Origin of the sequence: Salinispora vitiensis, assembly GCF_000378825.1 — a bacterium.
In the GTDB taxonomy this organism is placed as follows: domain Bacteria; phylum Actinomycetota; class Actinomycetes; order Mycobacteriales; family Micromonosporaceae; genus Micromonospora; species Micromonospora vitiensis.
This window is the reverse complement of sequence record NZ_KB900388.1, coordinates 4,590,917-4,614,621: the sequence shown is the minus strand read 5'-3', so window position 1 is coordinate 4,614,621 and position 23,705 is coordinate 4,590,917. Positions and strand designations below refer to the sequence as shown.

Here is a 23,705-nt window from a genome sequence, read left to right as displayed (position 1 = left end):
GGAGCCGCCTTCACGAGAGCGCCTTCCGCTGGGCTTCGGCCAACTCCACACAGCCGGCGACGGCCAGGTCGAGCAGGGCGTCGAGCTGTCCCCGGCTGAAGACGCCGGCCTCACCGGTGCCCTGCACCTCAACGAAGTCACCGGCGCCGGTACAGACCACGTTCAGGTCGACCTCGGCGGTCGCGTCCTCGGCGTAGTTGAGGTCCAGTCGCGGCTCACCGGCGACGACGCCGACGCTCACCGCCGCCACCGAGCGGTGCATCACCGTCTCCGGCCGGCCGGCGAGGGAGCGGCGGGTGGCGAGCCAGGTCACCGCGTCGTGCAGCGCCACGTACGCGCCGGTGATCGCGGCGGTACGGGTGCCGCCGTCGGCCTGGAGCACGTCGCAGTCGAGCACGATGGAGTTCTCGCCCAGCGCCTTCAGGTCGATCGACGCGCGCAGGCTGCGGCCGATCAGCCGGGAAATCTCGTGGGTACGCCCACCGACCCGCCCCTTGACACTCTCCCGGTCGGAGCGGGTGTTGGTGGCGCGGGGCAGCATGGCGTACTCGGCGGTGACCCAGCCGAGCCCGGAGCCCTTGCGCCAGCGGGGCACCCCCTCGGTGACGCTCGCGGTGCAGAGCACCCGGGTGGCGCCGAACTCCACCAGCACCGAGCCCTCGGGGTGGGTGCTCCAGCCGCGGGTCAGGGTCACCGGTCGGAGGTGGTCGGGCAGCCGCCCGTCAGGTCGCGCCATGTCTGCACCCTATGTGGTGGCGAGGGCGGCCCGCCCCGGGGTGTCCCCGGTCGGCTCGGCCCGCCGAGCCGCGGGCCGGTCCGCGCCGGTCAGACCTCGTAGCGCGCGCCCGGCCGGACCACCTCGAGCGGGCCGGCGTAGGCGGTGGCGGCGGAGGTGACGGTCTGCGCCTCGCTGCCCCAGGCCGCCACGAGGTGGGTCAGCAGCAGCCGCCCGACGCCGGCCTTGGTGGCGACCTCGCCGGCCTCCCCGCCGGTCAGGTGCAGATCCGGCGGGTTGTCCACCCCGTCGAGGTAGCTCGCCTCGCAGAGGAACACGTCGGCACCCTGGGCCAGCTGCAGCAGCGCCTCGCAGGGGGCGGTGTCGGCGGAGTAGCAGAGCACCCGACCGTTGTGTTCCAGCCGAACCCCGTACGTCTCGATCGGATGGTTGACCCGGTCGACGGTGACGGTCAGCGGGCCGATCGGGAAGGTCCCCGGGGTCAGGGCGGAGAACTGGTACACATCCTCGACGGTGTCGTCCGGCGCTCCGGCGAGGGCGGCGAGCCGCTCCGGGGTGCCGGCCGGGCCGTAGACCGGCAGCGGCGGGTAGGGGCCGTCCGGGGCGTACCGGCGAACCACCACGTAGAGCGCGGCGTCGAGGAAGTGGTCACCGTGCAGGTGGGTGAGGAGAACCGCGTCGGGGGCGTGGAGCCCCACGTAACGCTGGAGGGTCGACAGCGACCCGGAGCCGAAGTCGACCAGGAGCCGGAAGCCCGCGGCCTCGACCAGGTAGGCCGAGCAGGGGGAGTCCGGGCCGGGGAAACTCCCGGCGCAACCCAACACCGTCAGTCGCATTGAGTCGTCTCGCTGTCACATTCTGTAGTGTCCGGGCCGGTTGCCTCTCCACGGAGCATTGTCCCAACCGCCGTGTACGCCACGCTGCGCAGCCTACGCTCGGCTCCCCGAACGCATGAATCATCCCCGGAAAGGTGTCACGAACGTGACACCGTCCCAATTGGTGGGTCAGGCCCAGAGCTGCCCCTCCAGCGCCTCCTCCGCCTCGGCCAGAGTGCCGTCGTACGCTCCGGTCGAGAGGTACTTCCAGCCGGCGTCGGCGACCACGAAGGCCACGTCGGCGCGGTGCCCCTCCCGAACCGCCTCGTGCGCCGCCGCCAGCGCCGCGTGCAGGATCGCACCGGTGGAGAGGCCGGCGAAGAGCCCCTCCACCTCGACCAGCTGGCGGGTCCGCAGCACGGCATCCCGGGTACCGACCGAGAAGCGCCGGGTGAGCACCGAGGCGTCGTACAGCTCCGGTACGTACCCCTCGTCGATATTGCGCAACCCGTACACCAGCTCGCCGTAGCGCGGCTCGGCGGCCACGACCTGGACCCCCGGCACCTTTTCGCGCAGGTAGCGGCCGGTGCCCATCAGCGTGCCCGTGGTGCCGAGCCCGGCCACGAAATGGGTGATCGTGGGCAGGTCCTGGAGCAGCTCCGGGCCGGTGGTCAGGTAGTGCGCCCTCGCGTTGGCCTCGTTTCCGTACTGGTAGAGCAAGACCCAGTCGGGGTGCTCGGCAGCGATCTGCTTGGCGGTGGCGACGGCCTGGTTCGAGCCACCCGCCGCCGGCGAGAAGATGATCTCCGCCCCGTACATCCGCAGCAGCTGCACCCGTTCGGTGGAGACGTTCTCCGGCATCACACACACCAGCCGGTACCCGCGCAGCTTCGCCACCATGGCCAGTGCGATACCGGTGTTCCCGCTGGTGGGCTCGAAGATCGTGGCACCCGGCCGGAGCCGGCCCGCCTCCTCGGCCGCGCGGACCATGAACAGCGCGGTCCGATCCTTGACGCTGCCGGTCGGGTTGCGGTCCTCCAGCTTCGCCCAGAGCCGCACCGGCGGCGCCCCGGCCGGCACCGCCGGCGCGAGCCGGGGCAGCCCGACCAGGGGCGTTCCGCCACCGGCGTCCAGCAGACTGTCGTAGCGCGCCACGGGGGCCGCGCCCTCAGCGGCCGGCTGGCGGCTCGGCGCGCAGGCCACGGGGACCGGCCACCGCGGCGAAGCCGAGGGCCCCACCCGCGACGGCCGGCAGGATGGTCACGCTGTCGCCGTCGTTGAGCTTGGCCTCCAGCGCACCCAGGAAGCGGACATCCTCGTCGTTGATGTAGACGTTCACGAACCGGTGCAGCGCGCCGGTGTCGGTCACCAGGCGGCCCTTCAGCCCGTCGTGCCGGCTGTCCAGGTCGGTGAAGAGGTCGCCCAGCGTGTCGCCGGCCCCCTCGACGATCTTCGCACCGCCGGTGTGGCTGCGCAGGATGGTGGGGATACGAACTTCGATGGCCATGATGCGGTGCTCCTCGATCGGGAAATGCCGAAATGGTGACGGGACTTGGTGGGGTGTTACCGCGCTGGAGTCAGCGGCCAGAACACTCGTAGTCGACCGTCGCCGGGCTCTGCCCGAACATGTAGGACTGCACGGCGTGCGGGTCCACCCCGGCGTCCAGGATGCAGACCTTCTCCTCAGTCACCACGCCAGCCACGATCCGGAAGGAGCGGATCTCCTCGGAGTCGGGCTCACGGGTAGAGACGAGCAGGTAGTGCGCGTCGGGCTCACCGGCGAAGGAGACGTCGGTGCGCGATGGGTACGCCTCGGTCGCGGTGTGCGAGTGGTAGATGACGACGGGCGCCTCGTCCCGGTCGTCCATCTCCCGCCACACCCGCAGCTGCTCCATCGAGTCGAACTCGTAGAACGTCATGGAACGGGCGGCGTTCTCCATCGGGATGTGCCGAGTGGCAAGGTCGCTACCGGCGGGACCGGCGACCACGCCACACGCCTCGTCCGGGTGGTCCCGGCGGGCATGGGCGACGATCGCATCCACGATCGCCCGGTCGATGCTCAGCACGCCGACCAGCGTAGCGTCTGCCGGTGCCGGCCGGCGAGGTGGCAGCGGTCACGAATCAGTCGACCAATGCGCTGAGCAGGGACTCCTGCAAATAGCCCAGGTACGCGTAGACCGACAGTTGGAACATCCGGCTGGAGCCCGGGTCGGTGGCGACCGCGTCATCGAGCTCCGCGCCGAGATCGGTGCCGTCCCGGATCTCCAACCGGACGCCCATCGCCAGCCGGGCGTCGTTGAGCGCCCGCAGCCACGCCTCGGCCGCCTCGCCGTCGAGCCGGACCTCGCCACCGGCGTCATCGGGGAGCGCCGCGAGGATCGCACCGGCCTGGTCGATCTTCGCCGTCTTCAGGTCGCCCTCGGTGTATCGACGAAACTCGGCGGCGTCCGCCGCGTCGTCCGGGTAGACCTCCGGGAAGAGCCGCACGACCACCGGGTCAGCGTGGTCGAACGCGTCGGTGAGCAGGCCGACCACCTCGGTGGCGACCTTGCGCAGGACCCGGACCTCGTCTACCGCGAAGGTGGCCACGTAGTGCCCACTACAGCGCTGGAACATGCTCACGCCCGATCCACCGTCGCCCACAGCCCGTACGCGTGCAGCTGCGACGCGTCGTGCTCCATCCGCTCCCGGGTGCCGCTGGAGACGACCGCCTTGCCCTTGTGGTGAACGTCCAGCATGAGCTGCTCGGCCCGCCCTCGGCTGTAGCCGAACAACTTCTGAAAGACCCAGGTCACGTACGCCATCAGGTTGACCGGGTCATCCCAAACGATCGTCACCCACGGTCGGTCGGGCGCCGGCACCTGGTCGGTGTCCGGCGTCTCGAGTGGTGCAACCTGTGGAGCCGCCATGCCCCCATCGTGCCACCGGATCCGCCGAATCGAGGAACCGGAACACCGACCGGTCACCGAGCGGCGCCATCGCGGGCGCCCCGCCCCGCGAGAGGGTGACGGCCGGCACTGCGGATGTTCCTGGGCTGGGAGGCCATGGACCGCGCGGGAACTCTAGGCTGAGCCGGGTGAGCACCCTGGGCCCCGCGCTGCTGACCGACCACTACGAGCTGACCATGGTTCGCGCCGCGCTGCGGGACGGCACCGCCGACCGCCGCTGCGTGTTCGAGGTGTTCAGCCGGCGGCTACCGGCCGGTCGCCGCTACGGTGTGGTGGCGGGGACCGGCCGACTGGTGGAACTGATCCGGAATTTCCGCTTCGACGCGGACGAGGTGGATTTCCTGCGGCGAACCGGGGTGGTGGACGACGCCACCGCCCAGTGGCTCACCGCCTACCGCTTCACCGGCGACATCGACGGCTACGCCGAGGGGGAGCTCTTCTTCCCCGGATCGCCGATCCTCACCGTCTCGGGCACGTTCGCCGAATGCGTCGTACTGGAGACACTGGTGCTTTCGGTGCTCAACCACGACTGCGCCACCGCGGCTGCAGCCACCCGGATGGTCACCGCCGCCCGCGGACGCGCCCTGATCGAGATGGGCTCCCGCCGCACCCACGAGGAGGCGGCGGTGGCGACGGCCCGCGCGGCCTACCTGGCCGGCTTCCGGTTCACCTCCAACCTGGCCGCCGGCGAGCGCTACGGCATCCCCACCGCCGGCACCGCCGCGCACGCGTTCACCCTGCTGCACGAGGACGAGCGGACGGCGTTCGCCTCCCAGGTGGCGACGCTGGGCAAGGACACCACCCTGCTGGTCGACACGTACGACATCGGCCAGGGCATCCGCAACGCGATCGCGGTGGTCGGACCGGACCTGCGGGCGATCCGGATCGACTCCGGCGACCTAGCGGTCATGGCGCAGCAGTCCCGGGACCTGCTCGACTCGCTCGGCGCCACCGAAACGAAGATCATCGTCTCTGGCGACCTCGATGAGTACGCCATCGCCGCGCTGGCCGCCGAACCAGTGGACATGTACGGCGCGGGTACCGCCGTCGTCACCGGCTCCGGCGCACCGACCGCCAGCCTGGTGTACAAGCTGGTCGAGGTCGAGGGGCGCCCGGTGGTCAAGCGCTCCGAGCGGAAGGCCACCATCGGCGGCCGCAAGGTGGCGGTCCGCCGGCACAAGCCGACCGGCACCGCCACCGAGGAGGTGATCGTGCCGCAGGGCGTACCGGAGCGGCAGCCCAACGACCGGCTGCTGCAACGCACCTACCTGGCGGGGGGTGCGGTGGCGGCGCAGCCGACGCTGGACGAGTCGCGGGAGCACCTGCGGCAGTGCCTGATCTCGATCCCCTGGGAAGGGTTGAAACTCTCCGCCGGCGATCCGGCCATTCCGGTCACGGTCATACCGGCCGACTGAAGGAGCAGCACATGGGCAACGCGCTAATCATCGTGGATGTGCAGAACGACTTCTGCGAGGGCGGCTCGCTCGCCGTCGGCGGCGGCGGCAGCGTCGCGGCCGGGGTCAGCCAGCTCCTCGCCGCCGCGCCGGACCGTTGGGACCACGTGGTGGCGACGAAGGACTACCACATCGATCCCGGGGCGCACTTCGGCGATCCGCCGGACTTCGTCGACTCGTGGCCCCCGCACTGCGTGGTGGGCACGCCCGGCTCGGAATTCCACCCCGACCTGGTCACCGACCGCATCGAGGTGATCTTCCACAAGGGCGAGCACGCCGCCGCGTACTCCGGTTTCGAAGGGCACACCGACCAGGGCGAGTGCCTGGCCGACTGGCTCCGGCGGCACGGGGTCGACCAGGTGGAGATCGTCGGGCTCGCCACCGACTTCTGCGTCCGGGCCACCGCCCTGGACGCGGCCGCGGAGGGGTTCCGGACCACCGTCCGACTGGACCTGACCGCCGCCATCGGCCCCGATACGGCCGACGCGGCACTACGGGCTTTCACCGACGCCGGGATCAACACCGAGGGAACGCCTGTGATCAGGGCCGCATGAGCCCAACAACACGTTGGTGAACGCCGGACCCACGGGCCAGGATGTCCCCCGGAGGTACGGACCGACGTGAACTTGAAGCCTTACCGGGCGGCGCTCGCCCTGCCCGGTCTCCGGGCCCTACTGATCGTGGCGGTGCTCGCCCGGATCCCGCTCACCACGATCGGTCTGACCCTGACGTTCTACGTCGTCCAGGACCTCGACCGGGGGTACGCCGCCGCCGGGCTGGTCGGTGCCGCGATCACCGTCGGCGCGGCTCTCGGCGGCCCACTGCTGGGTCGCCTGATCGACCGGCGGGGCCTGCGGCCGGTGCTGGTGTTGACCGCCGTCGCCGAGGCGGTGTTCTGGTCCACCGCGCCGCTGCTGCCGTACGCGCTGCTGCTGCCCGCCGCCTTCCTCGCCGGCTCGCTGGCGCTGCCGATCTTCGCGGTGGTCCGCCAGTCCATCGCGGCCATCGTGCCGGCCGAGGAGCGCCGGCCCGCGTACGCGCTGGACTCGGTGTCGGTGGAGATGGCCTTCATGATCGGGCCGGTCCTGGCCACCCTCGCGGTCACCACCATCTCCGCCCGGACCACGCTGTACCTGGTGGGCGCCACCATCGTCGCCGCCGGCATCGGGCTGTTCCTGCTCAACCCGCCGGTCCGGGGCGCCAGCGAAGCGGCCGGCCCGCGACGAAAGGTGCCGCGGCGGGAGTGGCTCACCGCCCGAATGGTCGCCGTGCTGGCAGTCAGCGCCGCCGCCACCGTGGTGCTGGGCGGCACCGACGTGGCCGTGATCGCGGCCCTGCGCGACAACGGCGACGTGGGCTTCACCGGCGTCGTGCTGGGCGTCTGGGCGCTCGCCTCGCTGATCGGCGGCTTCGCCTACGGGGCGATCACCCGGTCCCCGTCTCCGCTGGTGCTGCTGGCGGCGCTGGGCATCGCCACGATCCCGGTCGGGCTGGCCGGAGCGAACTGGTGGCTACTCAGCCTGGTGCTGATCCCCGCCGGCCTGCTCTGCGCCCCCACCATCGCCGCCACCTCGGACGCGGCCAGTCGACTGGCCCCCGCGGACGCCCGCGGTGAGGCGATGGGGCTACACGGCTCCGCCATCACCGTCGGTGTCGCGGTCGGCGCCCCGCTGGCCGGAGCCGTCATCGACGCGTCCGCGCCGGCCTGGGGCTTCGCCGTGACCGGCGCGGTCGGCGCCCTGGTCGCCCTGGCGGTGCTCCCGGTGCGGCTGCGCCGCCGCCGGGACACCGAGGCACCGGCCCCCGTTCCCACGCCCGAGCTGACCCACGCTGCGTGAGCCGTTGCCGCACCGGTGGGGCTAGGGGCGTCCCCGCGGGGCATCCCGGCTGTGTTTGGTCAGGAAGGTGGTCACCGCTGCACGGAAGTCGTCGGGGTTCTCGACCCACGGCAAGTGACCGGAGCGGGCGAGTTTCATGCGTTGGCTGTTGGTCAGCGCTTGGTGCAGCGAGTCGACGGCCCAGCGGGGGCGGATGTCCTCAATGCCGTCGATGATCAGCACGGGCAGGTCGAGCGCTCGGCACTGCACAGCTATTTCGGAGTCGCTGAGCTCGTGCTTGACCTCGGCGTTCGTATGGTCCGCGCCGCTGGGAGCGTCCACAGCCGCGCTGGTCCCATCGGATGGTGCGGGCATGCTCTTCGAGCAGCCGGGCGAGCGGGTCGAGGTAGTCCCACAGGCCCGGACCGCCGTGACAGAACACCAACGGCGGCCCGGCACCGGACTGTTCGGCCCACAGGTGGCAGTTGTCGTCGCTGCGCACGTCCAGGCTCATGGGCGACAGTATGGCGACTTGTGCGAGTCGCTCTGCGACGACGGGCGCCGGCCCGGGTGTTCCCCGGAGCGGCGCCCGTCGTCGGTGCGTACGGCGAAGCGTCAGTTGCGGTCCTGGTCGCCCGCCACGTCCTGGCTGGCGCCACCGTCGGCTTCCCTGGTCAGGGGCTTGACCCCACCCTCGGCCGGGCCGGCCGGCAGGGTCTGCCCGGTGGCCAACTCGGGGAACTTGTGGTCGAACGCGGGCCGCTCGGAGCGGATCCGTGGCATCCGGTCGAAGTTGCGCAACGGCGGCGGCGAGCTGGTCGCCCACTCCAACGAGTTGCCGTGCCCCCACGGGTCCTCGACCTCAACCACCGGACCCGACTTGTACGACTTCCAGCAGTTGTAGAGGAACGGCAAGGTCGAGATGCCGGTGATGAACGCACCCACCGTGGAGATCATATTCAGCGTCGTGAAGCCGTCGATGGCCTGGTAGTCGGCGTACCGCCGGGGGAAGCCCTCGTTACCGAGCCAGTGCTGCACCAGGAAGGTGGTGTGGAAGCCGACCATGGTCAGCCAGAAGTGCACCCGGGCCAGCCGCTCGTCGAGCATCCGGCCGAACATCTTCGGGAACCAGAAGTAGATGCCGGCGAAGACGGCGAAGACGATCGTGCCGAAGAGCACGTAGTGGAAGTGGGCCACCACGAAGTACGAGTCGGAGACGTGGAAGTCCAGCGGCGGGCTGGCCAGCAGCACCCCGGTGAGGCCACCGAAGAGGAAGGTGACCAGGAAGCCGACCGCGAAGAGCATCGGTGACTCGAAGCTGATCTGCCCCCGCCACATGGTGCCGATCCAGTTGAAGAACTTCATGCCGGTGGGGACGGCGATGAGGAAGCTCAGGAAGCTGAAGAAGGGCAGCAGCACCTGACCGGTGGCGAACATGTGGTGCGCCCAGACGCTCATCGACAGGGCGGCGATGGCGACGGTCGCGGCGACCAGACCCTTGTAGCCGAAGATCGGCTTGCGGGAAAAGACCGGAATGATCTCGGAGATGATGCCGAAGAACGGCAACGCGATGATGTACACCTCGGGGTGCCCGAAGAACCAGAAGAGGTGCTGCCAGAGCAGCGGCCCGCCGGTCGCCGGGTCGTACACGTGGGCACCGAGGATGCGGTCGGCGGCGAGCGCGAAGAGCGCGGCGGCCAGCAGCGGGAAGATCAGCAGCGCCAGCAGGCTGGTGACCAGCATGTTCCAGGTGAAGATCGGCATCCGGAACATGGTCATGCCGGGCGCGCGGAGGGTCAGGATCGTGGTGATCATGTTGACCGAGCCGAGGATCGTGCCCAGACCGGAGATCGCCAGACCGACGACCCACATGTTGGCGCCCACGCCCGGCGAGTGCTCCACGCTACTCAGCGGGGTGTAGGCGAACCAGCCGAAGTCAGCAGCGCCACCCGGGGTGATGAAGCCGGCGGTGGTCAGGGTGCCGCCGAAGAGGAAGAGCCAGTAGGCGAAGCTGTTCAGCCGCGGGAAGGAGACATCCGGGGCGCCGATCTGGATCGGCACCAGGTAGTTGCCGAAGGCGAAGACGATCGGCGTCGCGAAGAACAACAGCATGATCGTGCCATGCATCGTGAACAGCTGGTTGAACTGCTCGGGCGACAGGAACTGCAGCCCGGGCCGCGCCAGCTCCGCCCGCATGATCAGGGCCATCAGCCCGCCGATCATGAAGAACGCGAACGCGGTGACCATATACATGATCCCGATCTGCTTCGCGTCCGTGGTGCGCAGCAGCCGCGCGAGGGCCGAGCCCTGAACCGGCTCTCGGACCGGCCAGGGCCGGGTCTCGACCGGTTTGGGTGCGACGGTGGTCACGAGTGGCCTCCGGTTCTCGGTTGTCCCGCTCGGCGCGCTGTGCGGTAAGCGGCCGTCATCCGCAAGGAGGATAGTCCCCGACAGGTCGCCCGGCCGCGTGGGGTGGCCGGGTACTCTGCCCGGACCCGGGCCGCATGTCCGCTATCCGCCCCGGGGAGGGCACCCGAATGGACTCACAGTGGTCCCAGGAGCAGTCGGTAGTGCTCGCCGAAAATACGGCCACCCCGCCCACGCAACAACGGGTCCCGCAACGCCGGTGCGACGTCCCGGGTCCGGTTGCGGTCCCGGGTCCGGTCCCGCACCCAGCGGGTCCGCGGACGGCGGCGGCTCTCGTACGCCGTCAGGGCCGCGTCGACGTCACCGGTCGACTTCCGCAGCGACTCGGCGAACACGACGGCGTCCTCGAGCGCCATCGCGGCCCCCTGCGACAGGGTCGGCGCGGTGGCGTGCGCGGCGTCCCCGACCAGCAGCACCCGACCCCGGTGCCAACGGCCCAGCTCGACCTCCTCCGCCACGGTGGCATGCACCTGGTCCAGACAGTCCAGCACCTCGGGGACCGGTCCACCGTAGTCGCCGAACAACTCATCGAGCCGGGTCAGCGGGTCAGCCGGCGCGACGGCGCCGGTCTCGTCGGCGTAGCAGTACAGCCGACCGGGGCCGACCGGAACGATCAGGAAGCCGGCCCGATGGCCGAGCAACGCGGTCCACTCCGCCACCGGTGGTCCGTCGCGCACCACGGCCCGGTAGACCACCTGGCCGGTGGGGCGGGGCGGGCCGCCCAGCGCGGCGAGAGCGCGGACCTCGGACCGCGGACCGTCGGCACCGATCACCAGGTCGTACTCGGCGGTGACACCGTCGGCGAAGGTGATGCCGACAGTCGTCGGGAAGAGGTCAACGGCGTCGAGCCCGACTCCGTACCGCACGGCTCCGCCGGCGGCGCTGAGCAGGACGCGATGCAGTTCGCTGCGGAGCAACGCCCGGCACTGGCCGACGCCGGCCCAGAGCGCGTCGAGGTCAACCTCGCAGAGCGGCGCGCTGGTGGCGTCGCGGAAATACTGCCGATGGATCACCTGACCAAGCGGGCGGACCGGGCCGTCCAGGTCGAGCTGGCGCAGCGCCCGGTCCGCGTTGCCCGGCAGGTACAGGCCGCTGTCCACCAGGTAATCGGGGCTGAACTTGTCGATCAGATCCGGTCGAAAACCCGCCATCCGTAGCGCCCTGGCCACCGCAAGACCGGCGAGACCCGCACCGACGACGAGAATGCGCAGGGGGAAGCCACCCATGGTGGTGTACGCCTCCGGGAGGGGTCGGGGGCACGCGTTGGAGGCAAGACATTACTTGGAGCGATCGACCCGCACCAGGGTTCGGCCGTCATCACCCTCGGCAGAAGCCCGGCAACTCGTCGGAAGCCCGGCAACTCGGCGGGTGGCCGGCAACTCAGCGGGTGGCCGGCAACTCGCCCGGACCGCCCTAGTCGGTGGTCGGGTCGGTCAGCCGCCAGGCAGCATTGATCAAACCGATGTGGGACAGGGCCTGCGGGGTGTTGCCGAGCTGCGCGCCGGTATCCGGGTCGATCTGCTCACTGAGCAGCCCGACATCGTTGGCGTACCCGGCCACCCGCTCGAACAGCGCCGCAGCCCGCTCCCGCTCCCCGGCCAGCACCAGACACTCGACCAGGAGGAAGCTGCAGAGCAGAAAACCGGCCGGGTCGGTCTCCCACCGCCGGATCAGCCCACCCCCGGCACCCAGGACCCGCTCCACCGCGTCGATCGTGGCCCGCATCCGCGGGTCGGTGGCCGGAAGGAACCCCACCACCGGCAGGAACAACACAGAGGCGTCCAGCTCGTCGGAGCCGAACGCCCCGGTGTACGCGCCGGCCCGCGCACTCCACCCCGACCGCAGCACGGTATCCCGGACCTCGTCCCGGATCGTCGCCCAACGACGGGGGTCGGCGCGCTCACCGAGCCGGGGCGCCAACGCCACCGCCCGGTCCAACGCCACCCAGCAGAGCACCTTCGACGACAGGTGGTGCCGGTCGACGTCCCGGCTCTCCCACATGCCCCGGTCCGGCAACCGCCAGGTCTCGGCGACCTGCTCGGTCAGCCCGCACACCATCTCGCGCACCTCATGGTCGAGCGGGTCGCCGAGTAGGTGGTGCAGGCGCCACACCGCCGCCACCACCTCACCGGGTACGTCGAGCTGCCGCTGCCGCCAAGCGTCGTTGCCGAACCGCACCGGGCGGCTGTCCGCGTACCCGCGCAGGTGCTCCGCGACCCGCTCGGAGACGTCCCGCTCCCCCGCCAGCCCAAACAGCACCGGCACCGGATCGGCACCGACTTGGCCGATCGAATGCGCCGCCCAGGTGAACAGCCGGGACGCCTCCGCCGGGCAGGCCGCCACCCAGAGGGCACGCAGCGTCATCGAGAAGTCACGCAGCCAGGCGTACCGGTAGTCGTAGTTGCGGTCTCCGCCGAGCTGCTCCGGCAGGGAGGTGGTGAGCGCCGCGGCCACCGCCCCACTGCGGGCATAGGTGAGCCCCGTGAGTACGACCGCGCTGTGCCGGACCAGCTCCGGGTAACACCCCTGGTACTGGTGGGTCTCCCGGAAGGCCTCCCACGCCTGCACCGTCTCGGCCAGCATGGCCGACGGGTCCAGCCGCACCGACGGCGCACCGTACGCCGCCCGGTAGCCAGCCGCGAAGCTGACCGTCTCCCCGGCGGCGACCTCGAACTCGGTGTGCACCCGGTCCGTCCCGGCGCACAGCGTCAGCGAATCCGAGCAGAGCTCCACCACCGTCGCTCCGGCCACGGCCCGCACCGTCCCGCCTGGTTGGTCATGCAGGTACGGGGTGAGCAGTCCGTGGTCCGGACGGGGCGCGAAGTCCGACGCCAGCCGTACCCGCCCGGAGAGCCCTTCGACGCACCGCAGCAACACCGCGGGCGAGTTCAGGCCAAGCTGGTGCCCCCGCGCCCCACGTTCGGCGGCGAGCGCGTCGGTGACCGCGACGCTCCCCTGCGGCGTGTGGTGGACGGTACGCAGCACCAGGGTCTCCGGCCGGTACGCGCGTTCCACGCGGCACCCCGGACGGTCCGCCCCGACCGGAGCCAGCTGCCAGTGACCCGCCGCGGGATCGAGGAGCCGCCCGAAGACCGCGGGCGAGTCGAACCGGTCCGGGCACCACCAGTCGATGGAGCCGTTCCGGCCGACCAGCGCGCCGGAGCGGCAGTCGGACAGGAACCCATAGTCGGAGATCGACGGCTGATCCACCCACCGCGGATACCCCGAACCCGCCCGGTCAGGCCGGCTCGACGCTGCCCGCGCCCCGAACGGTCAGGCCACGCCGGCACTGCCCGCGCCCCGAACGGTCAGCCGGCTCGATGCTGCCCCGCGATTCGCGGCTGTCCCGCAATTCGCCGCTGTCCCGCCGTTTGCGCCCAGGCTGGGCGGGAAGAGTCTGTTGACCGGCCCTTCGGCCTTCCAATCCGGCCGCATCGATCCGGTCTCGCCAAGTCCCCGCTGGTGTACCGCCGTACGGCTGCGCTGGTGGGAGACGGCCAGGGCGCGGCAACGTACCGACTGGACTGGCGCCGTGCGCTCGTTGCCCCACCGCCGCCTGCGCAGCGGTGGGGCGCTCGGGTCACGGCTGCTCGGTAAAGCCGAACTGCACAATGCCCTCCTCGTCAACGGTCACGTCCACGGCGGCGTCCCCGAGCAACTCGGCCGCGTCCGAGTCGAGGAAGATCCGGGCGCCCTGGTTGTCCACCACCTGGTCACCGGCGGCGGGGCCCTCGACCAGCTGCACCGTGAGCGAGCCCTCCTCCGGATCGGCGGCGATCCGGACCCCGCCGTCATTCGCGACGTCCTGCTGATTGGCGAGGTCTCGGATCACCAACACGGCGTTGTCGGTCATGGTCAGCATGGCGGAGCTCCTCGTGGTCCTGGGATACGCCACCGGCCGCAGATGGGGCCGGGGAACCGGCGGCGATCGCCGCCGTGGCTCGGGACCGCGATGGTCCCGCACGCCAACGGTGCCCCCTGACAAGGCCTGCGTCCTCCCGGGCCGCCAGCTTCGTACCTGATCGGGTGAAAACCAGTGCTCCGTCCCACTGATCCTGGCCACCGTGCTATCGCGGGGAGCGGACGCCGGGCTGCCCGGGCCCGACGACGCCCCCGCTCTCCGTGATAGGCGGCAAGCTGACGGTCAGCTCCGCTCGAGGACCACCACCGGGATCTCCCGGTCGGTCCGGGCCTGGTAGTCGTCGTAATCCGGCCAGATCGCCGCCATCGTGGCCCACATTCGCGGCTTCTCCGCCGGGCTCGCAACCCGCGCCCGGGCGGTGAATCGCTCCGCACCGACCTGCACCTCGACCTGCGGATTGTCGCGCAGGTTGAGGTACCAGGAAGGATGCTTCGGCGCGCCCCCCTGAGAGGCGACCAGCAGGTACGCGTCGCCGTCGCGGCCGTAGATGAGCGCGGTACGCCGCTGTGAACCGCTCCGTCGCCCCCGGGTGGTCAGCAGCAGTGTGAACACGCCGGGCCGCCATTCGTGCCCGTCCGCGCCGTCGGTTCGTTCGTACCGGGCGATGTGGTCGGCCACCCAGTCCGTGGGGCTGTCCTGCACCTGCTCGGCCATCCGCAACTCCCATCCTCTGTGATCGATCTATCGCTCTCACGCTATCTCGCCCCGCGGCCACCCGACCGGTTCGGCCGGTCCACGCAGCGGTAGCCGGCACGCTTCCGTCAGCGCCGGCACGGCCACCGGGCGGCTCCGCTCGAGGGCGACGCGGTGCGGCTGCTCGAGGGCGACGCGGTGCGGCTGCCGGGAGTCCCGGGTCAGCCGATCTGAAAACCGAGCGCCTGGGCAAGCACCACCGCCTGCTCAGTGCTGACGATCGCCCCGGTCCGCTCGACCTCGACCGGATCAAGGTCGGTGAGGTCACTGCCGCGCAGGTCGGCGCGGGACAGTTTCGCCTGCCGCAGCTGCGCCCCGGACAGGTCGACTCCGGTGACGGTCGCACCGCGCAGATCCGCCCGGATCAGGTCGGCCTCGCGCATCCGGACGTCAACGATGCGCGCACCACGCAGGTCCGCGCCCGGAAGCGCGACGAACGACCAGTCGCCGCCGACGATCGTCAACGGCCGCAGGTCACACTGGTCGAAGGTGCTGCCGACCAGCTTGCAGCCGGTGAACTCGGCGGCGAAGAAGTTGCAGCGGCGGAAGACGCAGCGCGTGAAGGCTGTGTCCACGTGTCGGGAACCGTTGAAGCTGACGTTGCCGAACGTGCACCCGGTGAAGAGCGTTCCGCGGGTGTTCGCCTCAGTGAGGTCGACCCGCTCGAAATGGCAGCCGATGTAGTGCCGGTCGGCGATCTCCTCGCCATACCAGTCCTCGTCGCGGAGGGTTAACCCATCGTGCTGATCCGGCATCGCGCCAGGCTACTGACCGGCACCGACAACAACCGAAGCGGCGAAGGCGACGACGGCGACGAGAAGGGCGACGGCGCTTGGCGCTTGGCGCGGCGGCGGGGCCGGGATGGGCATTCCCCGGCGGCGGGCCGCTCGGCATCCCTAGCCTGAATTCGTGGGCAACATCGTCGTCTTCGGGGCGGGCGGAACCGCCGGCTCCCAGATCGCCCAGGAGGCGTTCCAGCGCGGGCACCGGGTCACCGCTGCGGTACGTCGGCCGGAGGCCACCACCTCCTACCTACCGGCAGGGGTGCAGGTGGTGACCGGGGACGCGACCAGCGAACGGAGCGTACGAGAGTTGGCCCCGGAGGCGGACGCGCTGGTGGTGGCGATCGGTGGCGGGGAACGCGGCCTCTGGCTCGACGCGGCGCGGACCCTGGTCAGTGCCCTGCGCGAGACACCGAACCCGCCGCGGATCATCCACCTGGGTGGCGGGGCCACGCTCTGCACCCCGCAGGGCGACCGGTTCCTGGACGAGCCCGACTTTCCCCAGGAGTACCGGGACGCGGCGCTGGGCCAGGCCGACGCCCTGGCGTACTACCGCTCCGAAGCCGACGGGGTGCGCTGGACATATGTGTCACCTCCGCCGCTGGAGTTCCACCCCGGTGCCCGGACCGGGCACTACCGTACCGGCGGGGACCATCCGGTAACCGATCACGAGGGCCGGTCGGTCCTCAGCTACCAGGACATGGCCGTCGCGATCGTTGACGAGATCGAGAACCCACGACACGAAAACACCCGCTTCACCGCCGCCTACTGACCCGGTACCGCCGGCCTGGCGTTCGGCGGGCGCGGCGGCCGGGCGGGCTGAACCGGCACCCGGGGGCGGACCGACGGGCGCCAGGCACGGCCGTTTGCGTAGATCACCCGGAAGCCGAGGTACGAGGCGAGCGGCGCCCAGTGCGCCGAGCCCATTCGCAACTCGGCCGCGTTGTGCCGCTGCCCGTTGGCGAGCACGTCGAGCAGAACGGTCTCGAAGGCGGCGGACTCCACCCAGTCGACCTCTCGGGTGAAGCCGCAGATCAGGGCCGCGCCGGTGGACTCCAGGAAGGCTCGCAGCACGGCGTCGTTGGCGCGCAGCACCGAGCAGCTGCCGAAGTAGAGACGCCGCCCCTCGCAGCGGCCGGCCATCAGCTCGGCCACGTCGGCGAGGGGGACCGACTCCCAGTCGGTCAGGCGCAGCCGGCTGGGCTCCCCATGGGTGGCGAAGAAGCCGACCCGGTAGTCGGCGTACTGCTTGAGCAGCCACCGGTCAACGAAGTAGAACAGTTCATCCCGGGTCGCCGCGTCCTTGTGGATGAACCGAATCCGGCTCAGTCGCTCCAGCAGTTCCAGGGTGGGTAGGACGGAACCGCGCTCGTTGAGGTCACGGTGCCACTGGCCCTCGACACAGAAGACGCCACCGCGCGCCACCTGGCACCTCCCCTCGTCGGCGGCGCCGACGTTACCGGCTGGCCGGGGGTGGGCCCGGTTAGCACCACCTGGTGTGGCGCGCACGAGCCGTGGCCCACGCGGGGCGGATGTGATGATCAAACCCGTGAACCCGGCGATGCCCTGGTGTCGGGGTCGCCGCGGCGACCCCGACACCGGAGGTTCAGTGGACAACCACCGGCGTGCTCGGCTCGCCCGGCTGGCTACCCGGCTGGTCGTCGCGGGACCGCGACCGTTCCCGCCGCCGAGGCAGGAACGCGGCCGGGACGAAGGTGAGCAGCACCAGCGCGAAGGCCACCCAGTACGTGGTGGCGAAGGAGTCGGCGGCGAAGGCGAGGCCCCGCTCGATGAGCGTCGGGTCGGGGACCTGCTGGGCCAGTTCCGGCTGCCGCTGGGCGGCGATCGCCAGGCCCGCCTCGGTGACCGGCTCACCGTTCGGAGCGGTCAGGCCGGGGATCGGCCGGGATCCGTTCAGCTCGTTGGTGAGGATCACCGACATCACCGCCGCGCCGACCGAACCACCGATCTGCTGGATGATGTTCAACAGGGTGGAGCCGCGGGCAACCTCCGGCCCGGCCAGCGTCTGCAGCGCGGAGGTCATGATCGGCATCATCGTGCCGCCCATGCCCAGGCCCATGACGAACAACGAGCCACAGATCAACAGGTACGAGGTCTCCGGGCCGACCTGCGTGAAGGTGAAGAACCCGGCGGCGATCAGCACCAACGCGAACGGCACCGTTCGTCCCACCGGCATCCGGTCGGCGAGCATCCCGGCGATCGGCATCGTCACCATCGCACCGATGCCCTGCGGCGCGATGAGGAGGCCGGCGTGCAGGGTCGACTCCCCGCGTACCTGCAGGAAGTAGCTCGGGAAGAGCAGACCGGCGCCCATGAACGCGACAATGAACACGAACATGGTCACCGACGCGATGGCCAGCCTGCGGTTCCGGAACAGCCGCAGGTCCAGGAGCGGGTGCCGGGGCTTGAACGAGTAGCAGACGAAGGAGACCACCAGCGCGGCGCCGAGCAGCATCGGCACCCACACCTCGGAGTCGGTGAAAGTGCCCGCCTCGGGCAGCGTGGAGACGCCGTAGAGGAAGAGCGCCAGCCCCGGGGAGAGCATCAGCATGCCGAGGAAGTCGAACGACTCGGACGGCTCCGGGGCGTCCTTCGGCAGCGCCAGCTGCGCGTAGGCCAGGGCGAGCAGCCCGATCGGCAGGTTGATCAGGAAGATCCAGTGCCAGCTCGCCACGTCGATCAGCCAGCCACCGAGGATTGGACCACCGATCGGTCCGAGCAGCATCGGGATGCCCAGGACCGCCATCAGCCGGCCGATCCGGTGCGGACCGGCCGCCCGGGTCATGATCGTCATGCCGATCGGCATCAACATGCCGCCGCCGAGACCCTGCAGTACCCGGTACGCGATCAACTCGCCGATCGTGTCGGCGGTGGCGCAGAGACCAGACCCGATGGTGAACAGGGCCAGGGCGATCATGTAGAGGCGTTTGGTGCCGAACCGGTTGGCCGCCCACCCACTCAGCGGGATCACCGTGGCCAGGGCGAGGGTGTAGCCGGTCATCGTCCACGCGACCCGGGCGTAGGACGCGTCGAACTCGCTCTGGAAGGTCGGTAGCGCGACGCTGACCACCGTCACGTCGAGGATCGACATGATCGCGCCAAGCACGACCACACCGGCCACCTTGAACACCGCGGCGTCAAGCTTGTCCGATGTCGCGCCCGGCTGGGGGGACGCGACCGATTGTTGTGTCACGGATTCTCCTGATGTCGGATCGACCGAGGGAGGCGGTGCAGGCACGCCACGGCACCCGCCATCGGCAGCGGGTGGCCAGGAAGTTGCGGAACCGCAGGAAGACTAGCCCTCTCCACCGACAGTCCGCCGTCGAATTTGCCGCTTGCCGGAGCCCGTCAACAGGTGTTCCTCGTCACGGCAGGGCCGCCCCGGACAGCGATGTCGAAACCCCCGCCCCCGCTCCGTCCCACCCATGAGACCCCGACGACCGCGCGGAGGGCGAGGGCCCAGCGGCGCCCCCTCCCGGCCGTCGCAGCACAAGCACCGAAAGGGAACGGAATGCGAACACTCAGCGTGGTCAGTGCCGTGTCGATGGACGGCTTCTACGACGGCCCCGGAAACGGCGTGACAGTGCCGATGGAGAACTGTTTCGGCACGTACAACCTCGAACGGATCCAGGCAGCCGACACCGTACTGCTCGGCGCGAACTCCTACGCGATGTTCTCCAGCTACTGGCCCGGCGTCGCCGGCGACAGCTCCGCCTTCGAGGCCGACCGCGAATTCTCAAAAATCTACAACGTGATCGACAAGGTGGTCGTCTCCGACCACGCCTCCCCGCCGCCGGCCGACCACCCCTGGGCCGACAACACCCGCATCATCAGCCGCGCCGACGCCCCCGCCGAGATCGCCAAGCTCAAGGAGCAGGACGGCAGGGAGATCGTCACCTGGGCCAGCCGGACCACCTGGAACGGGCTCCTCCAGCACGGCCTGATCGACGAAATCCACGTACTCCTCGGCCCAGCCGCCCTCGCCGGCGGCACCCCGCTGTTCGAACACCCGGTCTCGCTCCGCCGCCTGGGCGTACGCACCTTCGACAACTTCGACACCGTCCTGGTCCGGTACGGCGTACAACGGCCAGCCGCACCGCGGTGACCCACCCGGCGTACGACAGGGCGGCCCGCACCCATGGTTGTCCGGGACCGAAGGCCCAACCGTGAGTTGGTGCCCTCCGCCGCCACCCGGTCCGCGAACGGCCAGGTGGCCGAGGCGTAACCGGGTGGCGAGCGGGTACCACCTTCCCGGGCCGCGGGAGCCCGGGAAGGTGGTGCGGGCGTGGCGAAATATCTCTTCCAGGCGACCTATACCGCCCAGGGAATGGCGGGGCTGAGTGAGCAGGGTGGAACGGAACGGGCAGAGGTGGTCCGGGCGCTGATCGAGAACGCCGGCGGACGGGTGGAGTCGTTGTACTTCGCGGTCGGCAAGCACGACCTCTTCGTCTCCTGCGAGGTGCCGGACAACATGACCACCGCCGCGCTCGGCATCGCCGCCCAGGCGACGGGGGGAGCACGGGCCGAGGTCATCCCGCTGCTGACGCCAGAGGAGATCGACGAAGCAGCGCAGACGCCGGTCACCTACCAGGCACCGGGTCAGGCTTAAGCCACCTCGTCCGTCGGTAGGCCGAGCATGCCGCGCACCCGATGACGGAGTAGCGCGGCCTGCTGGACGCAGCGGCGTAGCGGCCCCAGCGGCAGCACGGCCGGCTCCTGCACGATCTCGTCCACCGTGAACTGCTCCCGGGTCAGGTCGACCTCCACCCCGCCGGGGAGGTGATTCCAAAGGTGCATGCCCTGCCGGGACCCATCCCGCCGCAGCACCACTGCGCACAGCAGCTCGCCACCGATCAGCTCACGCAGCACGAGCGCCGTCACGCCGCAGTGCCCACGGGACGGGTTCGTCGCCGCCCAGGGCAGATCAACCGGATCGCAGGTCTCGGCCGACCAGGAAGCCCGGAACGCGCGGTCGATGTCGGTCAGCAGCGCCGGGTCGAACTCGGCCAGTGCGACGCGGTCGGCTTCGGCCAGGGAGGCTTGATCAATTTCGGCCAGCGAAGTCAACAGCATGCTCGGACCCTGCCAGCGGCCTACGACAGATTTCTCGCCCGCTCCGGGCGACCGTCGCCCCGGTCTACCGCCGCGTCCCACCGGTGCGGTCGCGACCTGGCTCCCACCGGCTGGAACGACCGTCCGGACCGGCCGACGAAGACCGGCCGTGCGAGCGTTTCGGGCCACAGTGCCCCCAGCTGGCGTCCCGCCCGTCCCCGGCGCGCTGCGGCCGCTCGGCGCGCTGCGGCGGCTCGGCGCGCTGCGGCGGCTCGGCGCGCTGCGGCGGCTCGGCGCGCTGCGGTGCCGGTGGATCAACGGAGTTCGGCGCGGGCAACGCCGCGACGGCGGTCGGCACCGCCCCAGCGAGCGGCGGCACCACGGTGGGTGGATCGGGCTGCGGCGACGCGGGGGGCACCGGGCGGCTGCGCGGTCCGGTGCTGGTTGGGCCGGACGCGTCGCTGGGGTGGGACCGGTCGAGCCCCGCCATCGGTGCCGGCGGCAGCGTCACCCCGGCGCTGACGACGAAAGCGGCCGCCACCGAGGCGGCGACCGCCCCAACCGCGCTGACGTACTGGCCACTACTCAGCCGGGCCCGCACCGGGGCCTGCTCCGGCCGGGCGATCGGGGGCACCGTCGGCCGGGCCCGCTGGTGCCGGGCGACCAGCTCATCCAGGCAGGCGGCGACCGCATCCCGATTGCCGAGGCCGTCGGCGAAGGCGAGGGTGAGGTGAAACCGGAAGCTCAGGGTCACCGGACGCGACACCAGCAGTCCGGCCATCGGGGACCCGTGGACGAGGGGCAGCAGGGTCAGCGGCGACCGGCGATGGTGGGCCGGCGCGACCAGCTCCGCAAACCACCAGTCCCGCTGTCGGTACCGGCCGAGGAAGACCACCCGCCGGTTGGTCACCACGCCACTGCCAACCTCCACCGCCCGGATCCCCGGTGGCAGCGGACGTGGCGGCTCGTCGGTGCCGGCCAGCTCCATCGCCAGCCCGGGCACGGGTAGTCGGCCGACGTTCCCGGTAACCGCCTCGACCAGCTCCACGACCGGGAACACACGGTGGACCACCTCACCGGGAAGCAGTCGCACCGGTGCGTCCCTCGGCGGGCCCGAGCCACGCAGGCCGACCTCGACCCGCAGCCGGGTCAGCTCTTCGGCACGGCGGCGCCAGGCATCAGCCTCGGCCACGTGAAGGCGCTGTCGCCGGTCGTTCTCCTGGTCGGCCCAGCGGGAACGCCAGGACGGTCGGGGCACGCAGCGGGGTGAGGTCGCCATCACATACAGAACAACGTTTCACATCCTGATGGGATACGGCCTTGCCTACTCGACGGTAAGCAACGCCGCAGTAGGTAACCGAATCAGGTCCCTGGCGGGCTCACCCCGGCTGTGGGGCCCGGTGCACGGAAGGCGCGCTGCACTCCGCCGTGCTGGCCACAGGCGCGCGGGCTGCCGCCAGCGAGACTGACCGAGCTGTTCCCACACTGCACCAGATACCCGCGGCCGGCCCAGAATCCGGGCACACAGTCGAACCAGTCACACACCTCGGCGGCGGGCTTGCGGACCGGGTCACCGGCGCAGAAGCCGTACCCCAGCGGGTTGGTCGGGGCGCCGCACAGGTGGGGTGCCCCGATCGGCGTCGGTGCTGGCGACCCCGCCATGGCGGCAGCCGCCCTGGTGGCCGCGGCAGAGGTCGCAGAGATAGCAGAGGTGGCTGCGGTGGCCGCCGCCACCTCCGTCCGAATCGAATCGGACGGGGCCGACGGGGCAGCGAGGATCAACGCCGTCGGGACCAGCAGGGCGATCCCGGCGGCGACCGCCACCGCCCGGGCACCACCGCGGACGAACCCGGTGAGCCGCGCCTGCGCGGGCGTGAGGACGGCGGGGCGAAGCGGCTTGCGCTGGGCGTGCTCGGCGAGGGCCTCGTCGAGTTGGGCGAGCACCGCCTCCCGCTGCTCGATCGCGTCCGCGAAGGCCACGCTCAGCTTGAACCGGAAGTCGGCGGCCGCCTCCGCCGGCAGCAGCAGGCCGGAGGCGCGCCGCCGGTCCAACACCTGGATCAACGTCACCGGCGCGCGGGAGTCGTGTGCCAGACCCGTCATCTTGCCGTAGGCCCAGTCGCGTCGGCCGCGTCCACCGAGCAGCACCAGTCGACGGTTGGTGATCACGGCGATGCCGGTGTCGGCGATCCGGATGCCGTCGGGGCGCCGGTTGCGGAGCGGCCCGGGTCGCAGGGCAACCGTGAGCTCGGGTGCGGGGAGCACCGTCGCCCGCCGGACCTCGACCAGCTGGGCGGCGGGCAACACCCAACAGACCGTCTCTCCCGGGTCGAGTTCGATCGGGAGACCGGCACCCGCGTCAGCCGAGCCACCGAAGTCCTCGGCGAGGGTCCGCAGGCGCCGCAGCTCCTCGTCCCGCCACCGCCACGCCTCGTCGGCCGCACGAAACACCCGCTGTCGCCGTTCGTTCTGCCGGTACGCCCACCGGTACCGCCACGTCGAACCAGTCATCGCCACGCCGACCCCTCCGCCGCGTAGGCCACCATTCGGGGGTGTCACCAGGAACAACTCTGGGAAACCCCGCGGGGGACGGCTTACGGCGAGCAATGTGTCCGATCGACGGAGTGATTCAGACGATAGGCGGAGCGGCCGCGTCAGGGCGTCTCGACGGCAGAGATCTCGTACCGGAAGATTTTCGCGTCCCGAATCGCCACCTGCTGCTCCTCGGTCGGGCCGGCACCACGAAAGGTCAGCAGCTGCTCCTCGGTCTCCCAACGCTCGTAGACATTGATCCGGCCGGGCTCGACCAGGTCCCCGCTGATCGTGAAGTCGAGACAGCCGGACGCGCCACGGGCGGCCGTCACAACCTCAAGACACCCGGCGAGGTAGGTTTCTCGATCCTCCGGGTCGACGTACATGCTTCCGGCGACGATGAGCACCTGCCGGACCTCCCGCACTCGTGATCCACTGGTGAGATCCCACCCGCCGGTCCTCGACGGCCTGGGCCGGCGCGAACCCCACCAGCCCAGCCTACGACC

25 protein-coding genes and 2 pseudogenes are annotated in these 23,705 nt (G+C 70.9%); 6 read left to right on the top strand and 21 right to left on the bottom strand.

Going from position 1 to position 23,705, the window contains the following annotated elements:
- Nucleotides 1-10: 10 nt before the first annotated feature.
- The 7 genes from rph to clpS all read right to left on the bottom strand — a co-directional run bounded on the left by rph (nt 11) and on the right by clpS (nt 4,460).
- On the bottom strand, nt 11-736 hold the full coding sequence (gene rph, locus SALPAC2_RS0121910) for a ribonuclease PH (RefSeq protein ID WP_018218765.1): 726 nt from the start codon (nt 734-736) through the stop codon (nt 11-13).
- Between the two features lie 89 nt (nt 737-825).
- On the bottom strand, nt 826-1,572 hold the full coding sequence (locus tag SALPAC2_RS0121905) for an MBL fold metallo-hydrolase (RefSeq protein ID WP_018218764.1): 747 nt from the start codon (nt 1,570-1,572) through the stop codon (nt 826-828).
- 168 nt (nt 1,573-1,740) lie between these two features.
- Nucleotides 1,741-2,706, bottom strand: coding sequence for a PLP-dependent cysteine synthase family protein (locus SALPAC2_RS0121900; protein ID WP_026185010.1), 966 nt, complete (start codon nt 2,704-2,706; stop codon nt 1,741-1,743).
- Nucleotides 2,707-2,719: 13 nt separating this feature from the next.
- Nucleotides 2,720-3,058, bottom strand: coding sequence for a MoaD/ThiS family protein (locus tag SALPAC2_RS0121895; protein ID WP_018218762.1), 339 nt, complete (start codon nt 3,056-3,058; stop codon nt 2,720-2,722).
- Nucleotides 3,059-3,128: 70 nt separating this feature from the next.
- Complete coding sequence (locus SALPAC2_RS0121890) at nt 3,129-3,617, bottom strand: Mov34/MPN/PAD-1 family protein (protein ID WP_018218761.1); 489 nt, start codon at nt 3,615-3,617, stop codon at nt 3,129-3,131.
- A gap of 55 nt (nt 3,618-3,672) precedes the next feature.
- The gene (locus SALPAC2_RS0121885) at nt 3,673-4,167 is read right to left on the bottom strand and encodes a DUF2017 domain-containing protein (protein WP_188115899.1); all 495 of its coding nucleotides are present in this window, start codon (nt 4,165-4,167) and stop codon (nt 3,673-3,675) included.
- A gap of 2 nt (nt 4,168-4,169) precedes the next feature.
- Nucleotides 4,170-4,460, bottom strand: a complete 291-nt coding sequence (gene clpS / locus SALPAC2_RS0121880; RefSeq protein ID WP_018218759.1) for an ATP-dependent Clp protease adapter ClpS — start codon at nt 4,458-4,460, stop codon at nt 4,170-4,172.
- Between the two features lie 167 nt (nt 4,461-4,627).
- Between clpS and SALPAC2_RS0121875 the strand changes: the two genes are divergently transcribed.
- The 3 genes from SALPAC2_RS0121875 (at nt 4,628) to SALPAC2_RS0121865 (ending at nt 7,791) form a co-directional block, all read left to right on the top strand.
- Nucleotides 4,628-5,914 (top strand): nicotinate phosphoribosyltransferase, encoded by a 1,287-nt coding sequence (locus SALPAC2_RS0121875; protein WP_018218758.1) that lies wholly within the window; start codon nt 4,628-4,630, stop codon nt 5,912-5,914.
- 11 nt (nt 5,915-5,925) lie between these two features.
- Entirely contained in the window at nt 5,926-6,507 is a 582-nt protein-coding gene (locus tag SALPAC2_RS0121870; RefSeq protein ID WP_018218757.1) for an isochorismatase family protein, read from the top strand.
- A gap of 66 nt (nt 6,508-6,573) precedes the next feature.
- On the top strand, nt 6,574-7,791 hold the full coding sequence (locus SALPAC2_RS0121865) for an MFS transporter (RefSeq protein WP_018218756.1): 1,218 nt from the start codon (nt 6,574-6,576) through the stop codon (nt 7,789-7,791).
- A 21-nt stretch (nt 7,792-7,812) separates the two neighbouring features.
- Here SALPAC2_RS0121865 and SALPAC2_RS27620 read toward each other — a convergent pair whose 3' ends face one another.
- The 8 genes and pseudogenes from SALPAC2_RS27620 to SALPAC2_RS0121830 form a co-directional block, all read right to left on the bottom strand.
- Complete coding sequence (locus SALPAC2_RS27620; protein WP_223874114.1) at nt 7,813-8,145, bottom strand: alpha/beta fold hydrolase; 333 nt, start codon at nt 8,143-8,145, stop codon at nt 7,813-7,815.
- Nucleotide 8,146: 1 nt separating this feature from the next.
- Nucleotides 8,147-8,284: pseudogene (locus SALPAC2_RS28095) on the bottom strand (alpha/beta fold hydrolase); the annotation flags it as partial.
- A gap of 101 nt (nt 8,285-8,385) precedes the next feature.
- On the bottom strand, nt 8,386-10,140 hold the full coding sequence (gene ctaD / locus SALPAC2_RS0121855; protein ID WP_018218754.1) for an aa3-type cytochrome oxidase subunit I: 1,755 nt from the start codon (nt 10,138-10,140) through the stop codon (nt 8,386-8,388).
- A gap of 173 nt (nt 10,141-10,313) precedes the next feature.
- Nucleotides 10,314-11,423: an FAD-dependent monooxygenase gene (locus SALPAC2_RS0121850; RefSeq protein ID WP_018218753.1), complete on the bottom strand. Its 1,110-nt coding sequence runs from the start codon at nt 11,421-11,423 to the stop codon at nt 10,314-10,316.
- Between the two features lie 187 nt (nt 11,424-11,610).
- Nucleotides 11,611-13,407: a glycoside hydrolase family 15 protein gene (locus SALPAC2_RS0121845; protein ID WP_018218752.1), complete on the bottom strand. Its 1,797-nt coding sequence runs from the start codon at nt 13,405-13,407 to the stop codon at nt 11,611-11,613.
- A 370-nt stretch (nt 13,408-13,777) separates the two neighbouring features.
- Entirely contained in the window at nt 13,778-14,059 is a 282-nt protein-coding gene (locus tag SALPAC2_RS0121840) for an adhesin (RefSeq protein ID WP_018218751.1), read from the bottom strand.
- A 282-nt stretch (nt 14,060-14,341) separates the two neighbouring features.
- Nucleotides 14,342-14,773, bottom strand: a complete 432-nt coding sequence (locus SALPAC2_RS0121835) for a nitroreductase family deazaflavin-dependent oxidoreductase (protein ID WP_018218750.1) — start codon at nt 14,771-14,773, stop codon at nt 14,342-14,344.
- Nucleotides 14,774-14,973: 200 nt separating this feature from the next.
- Nucleotides 14,974-15,567, bottom strand: coding sequence for a pentapeptide repeat-containing protein (locus SALPAC2_RS0121830; RefSeq protein ID WP_018218749.1), 594 nt, complete (start codon nt 15,565-15,567; stop codon nt 14,974-14,976).
- Between the two features lie 154 nt (nt 15,568-15,721).
- Between SALPAC2_RS0121830 and SALPAC2_RS0121825 the strand changes: the two genes are divergently transcribed.
- The gene (locus SALPAC2_RS0121825) at nt 15,722-16,366 is read left to right on the top strand and encodes an NAD(P)-dependent oxidoreductase (protein WP_018218748.1); all 645 of its coding nucleotides are present in this window, start codon (nt 15,722-15,724) and stop codon (nt 16,364-16,366) included.
- Here the strand turns inward: SALPAC2_RS0121825 and SALPAC2_RS0121820 are convergent.
- Nucleotides 16,360-17,019 carry a DUF6642 family protein gene (locus SALPAC2_RS0121820; RefSeq protein WP_018218747.1) on the bottom strand — a complete coding sequence of 220 codons (660 nt, stop codon included), beginning with the start codon at nt 17,017-17,019 and terminating at the stop codon, nt 16,360-16,362. The two genes, SALPAC2_RS0121825 and SALPAC2_RS0121820, sit on opposite strands and share 7 nt — an antisense overlap.
- A gap of 181 nt (nt 17,020-17,200) precedes the next feature.
- Nucleotides 17,201-18,808: a DHA2 family efflux MFS transporter permease subunit gene (locus SALPAC2_RS0121815; RefSeq protein WP_018218746.1), complete on the bottom strand. Its 1,608-nt coding sequence runs from the start codon at nt 18,806-18,808 to the stop codon at nt 17,201-17,203.
- Nucleotides 18,809-19,126: 318 nt separating this feature from the next.
- Between SALPAC2_RS0121815 and SALPAC2_RS0121810 the strand changes: the two genes are divergently transcribed.
- Together SALPAC2_RS0121810 and SALPAC2_RS0121800 are read left to right on the top strand one after the other, a co-directional pair.
- Nucleotides 19,127-19,720: a dihydrofolate reductase family protein gene (locus tag SALPAC2_RS0121810; RefSeq protein WP_018218745.1), complete on the top strand. Its 594-nt coding sequence runs from the start codon at nt 19,127-19,129 to the stop codon at nt 19,718-19,720.
- 180 nt (nt 19,721-19,900) lie between these two features.
- The gene (locus SALPAC2_RS0121800; protein ID WP_018218744.1) at nt 19,901-20,224 is read left to right on the top strand and encodes a GYD domain-containing protein; all 324 of its coding nucleotides are present in this window, start codon (nt 19,901-19,903) and stop codon (nt 20,222-20,224) included.
- On the opposite strand, the gene SALPAC2_RS0121795 is transcribed toward SALPAC2_RS0121800, so the two are convergent.
- From SALPAC2_RS0121795 to SALPAC2_RS0121780, 4 genes and pseudogenes are all read right to left on the bottom strand, one after another.
- On the bottom strand, nt 20,221-20,688 hold the full coding sequence (locus SALPAC2_RS0121795) for a YunG family protein (protein ID WP_018218743.1): 468 nt from the start codon (nt 20,686-20,688) through the stop codon (nt 20,221-20,223). The two genes, SALPAC2_RS0121800 and SALPAC2_RS0121795, sit on opposite strands and share 4 nt — an antisense overlap.
- Before the next feature lie 20 nt (nt 20,689-20,708).
- A pseudogene (locus SALPAC2_RS25265) lies at nt 20,709-21,949 on the bottom strand (hypothetical protein).
- Nucleotides 21,950-22,029: 80 nt separating this feature from the next.
- Nucleotides 22,030-23,178 (bottom strand): hypothetical protein, encoded by a 1,149-nt coding sequence (locus SALPAC2_RS0121785; protein ID WP_397540878.1) that lies wholly within the window; start codon nt 23,176-23,178, stop codon nt 22,030-22,032.
- Between the two features lie 143 nt (nt 23,179-23,321).
- Nucleotides 23,322-23,624: a putative quinol monooxygenase gene (locus SALPAC2_RS0121780; RefSeq protein ID WP_018218740.1), complete on the bottom strand. Its 303-nt coding sequence runs from the start codon at nt 23,622-23,624 to the stop codon at nt 23,322-23,324.
- Nucleotides 23,625-23,705 lie beyond the last annotated feature (81 nt).

Bases quoted from the DNA above. Each gene is read 5' to 3' on its own strand.
- SALPAC2_RS27620 (WP_223874114.1), bottom strand. From the start codon at position 8,145: ATGCCCGCACCATCCGATGGGACCAGCGCGGCTGTGGACGCTCCCAGC.
- SALPAC2_RS0121850 (WP_018218753.1), bottom strand. From the start codon at position 11,423: ATGGGTGGCTTCCCCCTGCGCATTCTCGTCGTCGGTGCGGGTCTCGCC.
- SALPAC2_RS0121795 (WP_018218743.1), bottom strand. From the start codon at position 20,688: ATGCTGTTGACTTCGCTGGCCGAAATTGATCAAGCCTCCCTGGCCGAA.
- SALPAC2_RS0121895 (WP_018218762.1), bottom strand. From the start codon at position 3,058: ATGGCCATCGAAGTTCGTATCCCCACCATCCTGCGCAGCCACACCGGC.
- clpS (WP_018218759.1), bottom strand. From the start codon at position 4,460: ATGGCGGCTCCACAGGTTGCACCACTCGAGACGCCGGACACCGACCAG.
- SALPAC2_RS0121885 (WP_188115899.1), bottom strand. From the start codon at position 4,167: ATGTTCCAGCGCTGTAGTGGGCACTACGTGGCCACCTTCGCGGTAGAC.
- SALPAC2_RS0121785 (WP_397540878.1), bottom strand. From the start codon at position 23,178: ATGACTGGTTCGACGTGGCGGTACCGGTGGGCGTACCGGCAGAACGAA.
- rph (WP_018218765.1), bottom strand. From the start codon at position 736: ATGGCGCGACCTGACGGGCGGCTGCCCGACCACCTCCGACCGGTGACC.
- SALPAC2_RS0121905 (WP_018218764.1), bottom strand. From the start codon at position 1,572: ATGCGACTGACGGTGTTGGGTTGCGCCGGGAGTTTCCCCGGCCCGGAC.
- SALPAC2_RS0121870 (WP_018218757.1), top strand. From the start codon at position 5,926: ATGGGCAACGCGCTAATCATCGTGGATGTGCAGAACGACTTCTGCGAG.
- SALPAC2_RS0121810 (WP_018218745.1), top strand. From the start codon at position 19,127: ATGCGAACACTCAGCGTGGTCAGTGCCGTGTCGATGGACGGCTTCTAC.
- SALPAC2_RS0121840 (WP_018218751.1), bottom strand. From the start codon at position 14,059: ATGCTGACCATGACCGACAACGCCGTGTTGGTGATCCGAGACCTCGCC.
- SALPAC2_RS0121835 (WP_018218750.1), bottom strand. From the start codon at position 14,773: ATGGCCGAGCAGGTGCAGGACAGCCCCACGGACTGGGTGGCCGACCAC.
- SALPAC2_RS0121830 (WP_018218749.1), bottom strand. From the start codon at position 15,567: ATGCCGGATCAGCACGATGGGTTAACCCTCCGCGACGAGGACTGGTAT.